The following is a 10,443-nucleotide window of genomic DNA, read 5'->3' as shown; positions in this document are numbered from 1 at the left end:
GCAGACCAGAACGCCCGCAAGGTAGGAAAATTGCCCCAATTAGGTGGTTCTTCAACCTCTTCAGTAGGACTTATGGCGATCAAAGCAAAGCTTGCATGGTTGAGTTCTGCCTCATTGCATGCCAGTAAAGTCTTTAATTCGTTGACTGTTTGCTGTTTGAACAGCAGGCCATGACCTCGTGGTGCATTTTCAACAACTTCTGCCAACGTATCGCCAAAAATATCAGGATCCTCGCCGAAGGAACAGGCACCCAGATCGGCGAGACGCGGAAATATGGTGCGAATATCATGATTTGTACATTTTAGCAGTTTGGACATAGTAAACTCACGCGTGGGGTTTTTTGATCATTGCAATACGGATATACCGCGCAGTCTTACGCTCCATCTTGAGCACTTTGTAAATAATATGTCTGGTGGGCTTCCTGCATAGTAAAAATTAAATGACTGGATATTTTTCCTTTTTTAAACCGATGTTCCATATATTTGTTGGTTGGAGCGGCCTATTTTAGGAGGACATAGTCACCTACCTTGAGAGTGTGCGCTCGTGTTCTGCAGGAGTATCCCTCGTGTTATGGCTGGGTTTGCGCGGTGGGTGTTGTTGCTGGGATGTGTGGCAGAATAAAAAACAGTGTTTATGCGCGCAATGTGTGGCATAGGTTTTTTATCGTCGCCTATTCTGCGCCCTTTGGGACAACGCCCTAGCGTTGTGCCAGACATGCCAGACATGCCAGACATGCCAGACGCCCTTATAACCCCTTCCGCCTTATAATCCTTGAGCACCTGTTCCTGCCTGTCAGGGGCAGGTTTTTTTGTATTCAGGGTATGGAAAAATCCCGTGTGCGGCATGTGGGCTGTGGCCTTGGGGCTGGCGGGTAGTGGGCAGACGACCAATCCGTTAAATGGAGGTTCTGAACATGGCCGATACAGGCCACAATGTGCCCGTTATGGGGTCAGTTACGCGCAATACAGCCAAGGTTGCTGCCATTGTTGCTTTTATTCCCTCGTTTTTTTCTGTTCTTCCACCAAGTCTGGCGCTTGTTATCTGCGCAGGTATGGTTACCTGTGCGGCCATAACCGCGGCTGTGCCCGCGCCCGTGCATGGGCGGCTGCTGGTTGTGCTGTACCAGATTGTGCGGGTAGCGGGGCTGGGGGTGCAGTACGCCGTGCCCTATATGGCGGCCCATCTGGTTAAGACCCCGTCTGTCAACGTACCCGCTACGGAGGCCGGAGCAGCGGCCACGGAATGTGTGGTTGCAGGGAAAACCACACCTTAAAAATTTTCCTTTCAGGAACAATAAATATGAAAAATTATGTCAAAGCAGGCAGCCTTGCGGTGCTGTGCCTGTTGTGTGCCTGCGCGCAAACCGCGCAGGGCAAGTTGCGTCAGGTCGTGTATGATACGGCCAGTGCATACCACCTGCTGGCCAGCCCCATGCCCGATATTATGGCAGGGCGTGTGCCCGGCGTAAGCCTGAGTGCCGGGCAAAAAGCCCTTGCCCGCAAGGCCAGCCAGAGTGTGCTGGACGAACTGAGCGCACTTGAGCAGTCCATACAGGCCGGGAACACGCTGGCCGAAACAGCCGTTGCAGCCCTGCAGGCGGATTTTGCCGCGTTTTCCACCTGCTGGAGCGGGCTTACCGCAGGGAGCACTCCGGCTGCATGCACCTTGGCCACGACGGCAAGTACGGCCACCACTGCCACGCAGGCTAATGCGGCTGTGTCCGTATCCACCAATGGGAAGGAATGAACCATGACCGCAGCAGAAATTAGCGTCATATTGGGTATTGTAGGGACTGTTGTCTCTCTGGCGGAAAAGTATGGCCCCGAAGCGTATGACACGGTCTTGAGCGCCATTGCGCAAAGCAAAAGCGGTACAGGCCCGAGTGATGCAGATATCGCGGCACTCTTTGCCAAAAGTCAGGCTGACAACGCGGCTATTCAGGCGTCATGAGTGTGGATTTTGAGTGCGGTATGGTGCTGGGTGGGGGGCTTGTAGGGCTGGTGGGGGTTGCGCTGGCCGTAACCCTGCGCCTGCTCGCCCAGCGTGACGGTGGCTGGCCAGACTAGGTGTTTAGTCCCGGGTTTTGTGCTGGAGTGCTGTCTCGGCGCATAAAAAACCAGCCGTAAGCATGGCCGCTTACCTATAATGCCATGCTTAATAGATCAATTTGGCGAATTTCATTTCAGGAGGATGGGTGTATGCCTTGGGAATATAGTCAATCTAAAAGCTTTCTAAATTCAACAACAGCATTACTGTGAGTGATCACGCAGGCATAGGAGTGGGGGAAAAAACCAGCCAGACAACAAGCTAGTTCATAACACTCCTCCTATCCCTCGTGGCACAGACTCCATTGGGAAGCCATTCCGTCAGGCGCATATATGGTGCGCCTGACTTCTATAAAGGGCACCAATGTTTACGGAAGAACGGGATTTGTGATGCATGGAGAGAGTGCTGGTCATTCTGGAGAAGCATCAAATGGATGCATTATCGTCAAACCTGATGCGCGGTAGCGGATATGGAACAGCAATGATTATATTATAAGGATAGTAAGGTGAAATATTTATACTTGTTTATTTCTTTCGTATTCACAAATTATGCTTATGCTCAATCCCCACCAGCGTGTGAGCATTGGCCAAAAACTATGGCCCTTATGGGTATGAGGAACGCAGGAATTGTTGATCTAGATAAAATAAATGAAGATAAGACAAAATTTGTTCTTTTGGCATACCAAGCTCTACCAAACGGTCTTTTTAAAGAAATATATGATATCACTTATTTTTCCAATGAAGGTAAGCTTGTATTCGAAGTTATTACTTCGAGTGAATCTTCTTACGAAGAGTGTTCGATGTCTGATGTTACGACATTTCTTATTTCTAGACACATAGAGTGATTCTCGACCGGTTCGTCAGTGCAAGGCGATTCGGTTGACGAAGATGGTCCCGCTTAATACACCGCGATCATCCACGCGAGACTTCGCGTGGCGTTACCCCAAAGGCTGTTGTTGGCGTTCCAGCAGGTCACGCACGGTTTGTACAATCTCGCCTATGCTTTCCTCGCAGTAGCGGTGCTGGTCGGCGGCAAAGGTGGTGTTGGTGTAAAAAGGCCATTGCAGGCTGTGGCTGGCTGCGCGTAGGTGCAGGATGGCCTGCTCGTAACGGGCAAGCTCCTGCGCCGTGGCGCTGGGCAGCGTATCGGTGCTGAACAGGCCGCGTCGGGCAGCGTGGGTATAGGCATCGACCTGCGCCGCGTGGCGGTGGTCGGGGCAGGGCGGGTGCGCTTCCAAAGTGTTCTCCCTCAACAACACGCGGTCAGTATGTGCGTAATAAATGCACAACGCAAGACCTCATAACACGCATATGTGTGCGGGGGAGTGCGGGCTTATGGAGGACTGGGCGTTACTTCCAGGTCCATTTGCCCACAACACGGCCGTTAATGCTGATTTCTTCCAGTGTGAGTTCGTATGTGGAATAGGCGCTGTTAATGCTCATGATCCGCACCCGCCGGGGCTCTTCCATGCCGGGGATCAGTTCCAGCCGTTTGAGCACAAGGCCAAAACCGTCCCACAGAACATACACACCGGGGGGGGAGGGAATACGGTGGGCTGTGTCCACCAGCACCCTGTCTCCGGACTGGTAGTCCGGCTCCATGCTGTCCCCCGCCACGCGGACAATGGCCAGCGTGTCTGGTGTTTCGGAAAAAGCCGCAACGTAGCCACGCGGCAAGGTCCAGTGTTCCACCGGACGCAACCCGTCCTGCGGGGCGCACAGAACCGGCACACAGCCCGGCCCGGCCGATGTGATGACATCATACTCAGGTATGGCAATGCGGCCGGAGCCCGCCGGGGGCAGGGTATCGGGCTGGGGTGGGGCTGGCGCGGGCGTAGGCTGGGGGGTCATTTTGGCCACAAGGCCAGCTTCCCCCATGCTTACACCGGCAAGGTTCCATACCTCGTTGGCGGTAATGGGCGGGTCCCCCCTGCCATTGAGCAATGGCACCATGGATTTGACCATGGGTAAGGGCAGCACATCCTTTTTGTAGGAGGTCTCATACATGCGGTAGGAGGAAAACTTCTCTCCGTACCCCAGGTCGCGCGCAAACTCACGAATCGTATAACCGGCGCGCTCGCGCAGGGTTTTAAGCCTGTCCGTGATCCGATTCTGGTTCATGCCTGCATTGTGGTCAAAAGTGTCGTGCATGTCAGTGCGTAAAAACCGCTTGCAGTTTGTATTTTTAATACGCACATTATGTGCATGAACAACGCACATACCAGCCTGCCGGATGCGGTGCAAGAGCCGCCCCGGCCTTTTCCCGCCCCAATGACCCCACCGCAGAGCGATTTGCGGGGGCTGCCCTTTATGCCGCTCGATACCTGCCGCCTGCTGGATAGCGACCTGTTCGCCCTGAGCACGGGGGACGGGTTTAAATGCGCCGTAGCCTTGTGGTGCAAGGCATGGCAGCAGGTGCCAGCGGGCAGCCTGCCGCATAACGACCGGGTTCTGGCGCATTTGTCCGGCGCAGGTGGGCGGTGGCCCACGCTGCGCACGGTGGCCCTGCATGGGTGGGTCGTCTGCTCGGATGGGCGGCTGTACCACCCCGTTATTGCGCAAAAAGCCAATCAGGCCTGGAAGGCCCGTCTGGCCCAGCGTGCCCGTGCGGCCCGCCGCTGGGGGCATGCGCCGGAGGAGAGTGCTCCCCTCATACCGGCCCCCGCATGCCACGGCACAGCCCACGCAGATGCAAGGGAGAGTGAGAGGGAGAGCAAGAGTCGCTCACTGCGTTCGCGGGGGAATAATCAGGCGGATTTAGCGCGGGGGCGTTCCAGCAAGGCACATGTGCCACACCCGCTGGAGGAGCAGGCCGCGCGGTTGAGGCAGCGCAGCGCGGCCCGCAAACAGGGGCGGGAGCCAGCGCGTAACACGCCAGAGGCGCAGCCCCACACGGCGGGTGATGACAAACCCGGTGGTGCGGAATGTTGAGCCTGAACGCGCAGGGCCACGGCATGGCGGGCCTGCCCCAGCCCAGCCCCGCACTGGCTGGCCAGCTGGAGGCGTTCCGCCCCGGAGGGTTTGCTCCCCCGGCTGCCCTTGTGGACGAGGCACGTGCCCTTCTGCCAGCCTATACCCGCGCCCTGTCCCCCCTACCTGTGCTGGAACTGACCAGCAGGGTAGAGGAGTTTGCCGAAATGCTGAACGCGGGCGTGGTTAACCCACTGCCCGGCGTGGCCCTGCAACTGCGTTGTGTGGCGCTGGTTACCGCCTGCGCCACAGTGCCAGCACTGGCATGGAGCGAGGCCACTGTGCGCCGTGCCCTTGTGGCGTTTACGTTTTTTCCATCCGCGGCACAGTTGGTGGCGTTGCTGGAGGCACAGTGTGGCGAGGCCCGCGCCACGCAGGGCCGGTTGCGCCTGATGGTGGCAGAGGCCGACCGGCGCATGGCACGCGCGCAGGCGCAGGAGTTGCGCTGGGCACAATGGGAGCAGCACCATGCGCCGCAGCCTGTGTACAACCCTGTGGATAATGTGGATTGTATGCAAAATCGGACCTGATTGCGCGCTACTTTACAAAAAATTGAACAGTTTATGGCCCGTTTTCCCCAAAGAGGTGGAAAAGGCAGGGCAGGCAAGGATTTTATGCAAATGAATGCATCCCACACGCAGGTTTCCAAAAAACAGGGTGGAGCACCCCATGCGGGTCTTTTATCCGCGCAGGCAGGGTGCCAGCCCACGGCCGAGCGGATGGAAAAGTCCATCTTTGCGGTGGACACGGCAACGCCGGGCAACCCGTTGCGGGTGCTGGGTACGGTGCAGGCGCTGCTGAATGCGCGAGACATTACCCAAGATGCCGCCAATGCCGCGGAACGCTGGTATAAGGACTGGGTGTTTGCCTATGTGGGGCATATTGAATACCCCACAAACCATACGCCCAATACCCTGACCCGGCATGATGATGTGTCCTGGCAGATGACACGCGCGCACGCCGCTGGCCGTCTGGCCGATGTGCGTCACGCTCTTGGTTTGTGTGCCGATGTGCGGCTTAAACTGATGCTGGTGGATGAGCTGTCATTCATGCAGATGGGGCGCGTGCTTTTTCCGCATCTGTCAGATGCGCGGGCGCGGCTCAAGGTTTCTGCCCAGTGCGCCATGCTGCTGGAACAGCTTGAAGGATTTTATAACAGTCTGCGCCGGGCAAACCAGAACCGTAAAAAACCGCGTTCCGGTGTGGCGGCAGGCTAGGCTCAGGATCTATTAATTTATTGAACTGAGCGAGAGGTTGTGATCCACAAGCTTACCGATGGAAGGTGGGCCTGTGAGTGGTGTGTTTATGCTGTCTGAGAGCCAGATGGAGCGGACTGAGCCGTTTTTTCCTCTGGCGTACGGAGTGCCACGCGTGGATGACCGGCGTGTTCTGAGCGGGATCGTTTATGTCATTTGTAACGGTCTTCAGTGGAAAGGCGCTCCGAAAGCATATGGTCCGCACAAGACTTTGTATAATCGCTTTATCCGGTGGAGCCGCCTGGGTGTCTTTGACAGGATCCTTGTCGCCCTGATAGAACAGGCTGGCCGTTCGAAGCGCCTGATGATTGATGCAACACACCTTAAGGCACACCGGACATCGGCGTCCCTGCTCAAAAAGGGGCTTTTCCCGGCCATGTCGGACGGACAAAAGGCGGCCTGAACTCAAAACTTCATGCCATGTGCGATGATCAGGGTCGACCTGTCTGTCTTCATCTGACTGAAGGGCAGGTCAGTGATTTCAAGGGTGCGGATGTGCGGATGTGCTGCTGGCGGACCTGTCGGGTGAGGCAGAAGAGGTTATCGGTGATCGGAGATACGACAGCAATAAAATCAGACAGTCGCTCGCAGACCGGAACATCACCGCCTGTATTCCGCCGAAGAAGAACCGGAAATCAAAGCCACCCTATAATTGGTATCTGTATAAAAAGCGCCATCTGATCGAAAACATGTTCGCAAAACTGAAAGACTGGCGACGTGTTGCGACCAGATACGACCGCTGAGCGGCACGGCACTGGTAGAAAGCGGGCTTGTATGGCTCCAACAGAATGGTGGCGGTCCCGCTCTGGGCCTGTGGCAGATGGAACCCGCAACGCATGATGACATATGGCGGAACTTTTTGCGTTTTCGCCCCGATCTGGCCAGTGCCGTGCGGCAGGTTGGGGGGGCTGGGGCCGGTGTGGGCAGTGCAGCACTGCTGGTGAGCAATCTGGCCTATGCCTGTGCCATGGCGCGCATGGCCTATGTGCGAGCCCCCGCCCAACTGCCTGCGGCAACGGATTCCGCAGGGTTAAGCGCGTACCATAAACAATTTTATAATACACTGTTGGGTGCTGCGGATGCACAGCGGAATACGGCCCTGTTTGCCCGCGCTATTGCCGCCTGAAAAAACTGTTCCGCACAGCCCCAAGCGCAGCAAATGGCCCTGTACAGCCTTGTACGGGGCATGGTTGCGCACCGGGTTGCCGTGTGGAGCCAGGAGGGGTTTGTACCCGTAATGAATCGGCAGGTTGGAAAAGGGGAGGATGGAAGAGGAAGAAAAAGAGGATGAAGGGTCAAGCGGGATAAGAGAAAATAATAATAAGTTCACAAAAAAACAGTTATTTTTCATGTTGTTGTATGGTCAATCGGTTGTTAAGAATTTTCCGTCCTGACCTTGCGGGCTGGATTGAGGCGAAAAACCATGACCTTGCGCTTACTAGAGGTGGACGTGCCCGCGTATTCCAACCAACGCCAGATGCGCGATATTGCCTGCAGGGTAGAGCCCGTGCGTGCGACGGAAGCGGGGTCGCATGTTCTGTCCATTTTTCAGGATAATGCCGAACTCGCGGGTATTCCCGTTGTGGATGAGTGCAACCGGCCCATAGGCATTGTGCAGCGGCGGGACTTTTTTTTGCGTCTGGGCCAGCGCTTTGGGTACGAGGTGTACGCCAACCGCCCGATCTCCCTGCTTATGGAGTGCGAACCCATACAGGTGGATGTGCATGAAAAAGTCTCCGACTTTGTTGCAACAATCCTGAATATCCGCTCACTCAACCAGATTAATGAATTCATCATAACCGAATGTGGCCAGTATTACGGGCTGGGTTCTGCACTCAGCCTTACGCGTTCCCTGCACGCACAGGCCATGGATACCATTAACGAGCTCAACAAGATTGCGGGCGAACTCCGGCAGGCCAACAAAACCATCATGCGCGATAAATCCTTTATTTCCGGTATAGTGGACAATATCCCCACCGCCATTCAGGTGCGGGATATTAAAACGGGTGACATCATTGTGCATAACAAGGCAGCGGAGGAATATGGCCTGCAAACCGCAGCCTCCTACGCGGGCATGCTCCTTGATGCCCCCCTGCAACTGGACGGTGAACTGGCCGAAGACCCGTTTTTGTACCAGCAGCCCGAAGCAGTGGAAGAAACATTGGTGGACCGCGAGGGCCGTGCGCGCGTTGTCTCCCGCCATGATCTGCTGATTGCGGATGATGATGGCAACATGCGCTGGAAGCTCTGCGTAGCTGACGATATTACCGAATACCGCGATGCCCAGCGCAGGATTGAACGCCTTGCCCATTACGACAGCCTGACCGGCCTGCCCAACCGCTATTATCTGGGCATCCGTCTGGGCGAGCTGTCGCAGGACCTGAGCAACCCGTTTGTGCTGCTTTATATAGACCTCGACTACTTCAAATCCATCAACGACATGTACGGCCATAGCGGGGGGGATGAACTGCTGATCGCCGCTGCAAACCGGCTAAAGGCCTGCTGCCGCGAGGAAGATTTTGTAGCCCGGCTGGGGGGCGATGAGTTTGCGGTGATCTGGCAGCACTGCGGCCCGCTGGACGAGATTGAATCCCGGCTGGAGGAACTGGTGGCAAGCCTGGGCCGCCCCTACATTATTCAGGGGGCGGAGGCCAAGTCCGGGGCCAGTATCGGGGCTGCGGGTTTTCCGCTTCAGGCGGGGGATGTCACAACCTTGCTGCAATATGCGGATATGGCACTCTACCGCGCCAAGGCTCTGGGCCGCTGCCAGCACAAGCTGTTTGATACAGACCTGAGCTATGAAATTCTGGAACGGGCCGAACTCGTTGCCGCCCTGCACCGGCTGGTGGAAGGCGATGGCCTGTTACTGCACTACCAGCCCATTTACGGCATTCACGCGCGCAAGGTGCAATCCTACGAGGCACTGGCCCGCTGGAACCACCCCGAACGCGGGATGATCCCGCCTGATGTGTTCATCCGTCTGGCGGAGGAAACCGGGCTGATCCACCAGCTGGGCGAGCGGATCCTGCATCTGGCCTGTAGCGAGGCACTGAACTGGCCAGAGCATATCAATGTCTCGGTCAATGTTTCCCCCCTTCAGTTAAAAAACAGAAAATTCCCTGAAATTGTCAAAAATGTTCTGGAAAAAACTGGCCTGAACGGTGCCCGCCTTGAGGTGGAAATAACCGAAAGCGTGCTGATGGATGAATACGAGCATAAAAACGTTATTCTGAACGAGCTCAAGGCACTTGGCTGCAAGATCAGCATGGACGATTTTGGAACCGGCTATTCTTCACTCAGCTATTTGTGGAAGTTCTCGTTCGACAAGATCAAAATTGACCGCAGCTTCATTCAGGCCCTGCCAGACCCCACCGCCAAGGAAATCATACAGGCCATTCTGGGCATTGCCAGCATTCGCGCCATGACGGTTACGGTAGAAGGGGTGGAAACCGCAGCCCAGTTGCAGATGGTCAGCAACATGGGCTGCTCGGAGGCGCAGGGCTACTACCTTGGCCGCCCCCAGCAGCAGGCCATTGCTGGCACACGGGATACGGAAACGGCTCTGGTGTGGGAGTGAGCGGCCCCATTCAGGTCCGCTCCAGCTCCGGGGGTGTTGTCAGGACTGCTCGCGCCGGCTCCACGCGCCGGTCTGTTCCAAAAGCAGGACCGGGTTGGGTGTGCCATTGACCACCTGCTCGCTCTGCTGCCCGTCCACGCTACGGGGGGCATCCCCCACCAGTGTTACGCGCTGGAGCTCCCGTTCCTCCTGACCAAAATCGGCAATGGCGCGGTGTTCGGTGGCGCGGTTGTCCCACATGGCAACGTCTCCGGCCTGCCAGTGCCAGGTTATGGTGTTTTCCGGCCGGGTGACATGCCCTTGCAAAATGCCAAGCAGTGCTTGTGAATCCGGCAGGTTAAACCCGACCAGCCGTTTGATGAACTGACCCAGAAGCAGAACCTTCTCCCCCGTTTCAGGGTGTACGCGCACGACGGGGTGTTTGGCCTCAAACACGCGGGCGGCAAAAACATTGGCCTGCCACTGAATAAACTCCCAGTCGCGCTCGGCAATCAGGTCCGTGTGGTCATATTCGTTATTGGTGTGAATGGCCCAGAGCTTGTCGGCCAGTTCCTGCAGGGGTTGTGGCAGGGAACGGTACGCCGTGGCGGGGTTT

13 protein-coding genes and 1 pseudogene are annotated in these 10,443 nt (G+C 56.4%); 10 read left to right on the top strand and 4 right to left on the bottom strand.

The window, feature by feature from the left end:
• Positions 1-317 (bottom strand): hypothetical protein (locus HK20_RS12595; RefSeq protein ID WP_086647382.1); only part of this gene is annotated, 317 nt, incomplete at its 3' end.
• Positions 318-913: 596 nt separating this feature from the next.
• Between HK20_RS12595 and HK20_RS12590 the strand changes: the two genes are divergently transcribed.
• The 4 genes from HK20_RS12590 to HK20_RS12575 all read left to right on the top strand — a co-directional run bounded on the left by HK20_RS12590 (position 914) and on the right by HK20_RS12575 (position 2,890).
• Positions 914-1,273: a hypothetical protein gene (locus HK20_RS12590; RefSeq protein WP_143296525.1), complete on the top strand. Its 360-nt coding sequence runs from the start codon at positions 914-916 to the stop codon at positions 1,271-1,273.
• Positions 1,274-1,299: 26 nt separating this feature from the next.
• Positions 1,300-1,746, top strand: a complete 447-nt coding sequence (locus HK20_RS12585) for a hypothetical protein (protein WP_086647377.1) — start codon at positions 1,300-1,302, stop codon at positions 1,744-1,746.
• A 3-nt stretch (positions 1,747-1,749) separates the two neighbouring features.
• On the top strand, positions 1,750-1,950 hold the full coding sequence (locus tag HK20_RS12580) for a hypothetical protein (protein ID WP_086647376.1): 201 nt from the start codon (positions 1,750-1,752) through the stop codon (positions 1,948-1,950).
• Positions 1,951-2,551: 601 nt separating this feature from the next.
• Entirely contained in the window at positions 2,552-2,890 is a 339-nt protein-coding gene (locus tag HK20_RS12575) for a hypothetical protein (RefSeq protein WP_198943936.1), read from the top strand.
• Positions 2,891-2,983: 93 nt separating this feature from the next.
• Here the strand turns inward: HK20_RS12575 and HK20_RS12570 are convergent, their stop codons facing one another.
• On the bottom strand, positions 2,984-3,283 hold the full coding sequence (locus tag HK20_RS12570; RefSeq protein ID WP_086647375.1) for a hypothetical protein: 300 nt from the start codon (positions 3,281-3,283) through the stop codon (positions 2,984-2,986).
• Positions 3,284-3,395: 112 nt separating this feature from the next.
• Entirely contained in the window at positions 3,396-4,196 is an 801-nt protein-coding gene (locus tag HK20_RS12565) for a LexA family transcriptional regulator (RefSeq protein WP_233129214.1), read from the bottom strand.
• Positions 4,197-4,250: 54 nt separating this feature from the next.
• Between HK20_RS12565 and HK20_RS12560 the strand changes: the two genes are divergently transcribed.
• The 6 genes and pseudogenes from HK20_RS12560 (at position 4,251) to HK20_RS12535 (ending at position 9,848) form a co-directional block, all read left to right on the top strand.
• Positions 4,251-4,976, top strand: coding sequence for a DUF1376 domain-containing protein (locus HK20_RS12560; RefSeq protein ID WP_158093073.1), 726 nt, complete (start codon positions 4,251-4,253; stop codon positions 4,974-4,976).
• Entirely contained in the window at positions 4,970-5,545 is a 576-nt protein-coding gene (locus HK20_RS12555) for a hypothetical protein (protein WP_086647373.1), read from the top strand. Before HK20_RS12560 ends, HK20_RS12555 begins: the two co-directional genes overlap by 7 nt.
• Before the next feature lie 90 nt (positions 5,546-5,635).
• Positions 5,636-6,232: a hypothetical protein gene (locus HK20_RS12550; RefSeq protein ID WP_198943935.1), complete on the top strand. Its 597-nt coding sequence runs from the start codon at positions 5,636-5,638 to the stop codon at positions 6,230-6,232.
• A 73-nt stretch (positions 6,233-6,305) separates the two neighbouring features.
• Positions 6,306-7,014: pseudogene (locus HK20_RS12545) on the top strand (IS5 family transposase).
• Between the two features lie 77 nt (positions 7,015-7,091).
• Entirely contained in the window at positions 7,092-7,397 is a 306-nt protein-coding gene (locus HK20_RS12540) for a hypothetical protein (protein WP_086647372.1), read from the top strand.
• Between the two features lie 297 nt (positions 7,398-7,694).
• Complete coding sequence (locus tag HK20_RS12535) at positions 7,695-9,848, top strand: EAL domain-containing protein (RefSeq protein ID WP_086647371.1); 2,154 nt, start codon at positions 7,695-7,697, stop codon at positions 9,846-9,848.
• A 39-nt stretch (positions 9,849-9,887) separates the two neighbouring features.
• On the opposite strand, the gene HK20_RS12530 is transcribed toward HK20_RS12535, so the two are convergent.
• The coding region (locus tag HK20_RS12530; protein WP_143296524.1) for a TauD/TfdA family dioxygenase at positions 9,888-10,443 on the bottom strand (556 nt) is incomplete at its 5' end.

Source organism: Acetobacter sp. DsW_54 (genome assembly GCF_002153575.1).
Taxonomy (GTDB): Bacteria; Pseudomonadota; Alphaproteobacteria; order Acetobacterales; family Acetobacteraceae; genus Acetobacter; species Acetobacter fabarum.
Note: the sequence above shows the minus strand (reverse complement) of the source record. Positions and strands in the feature narration are given on the sequence as shown.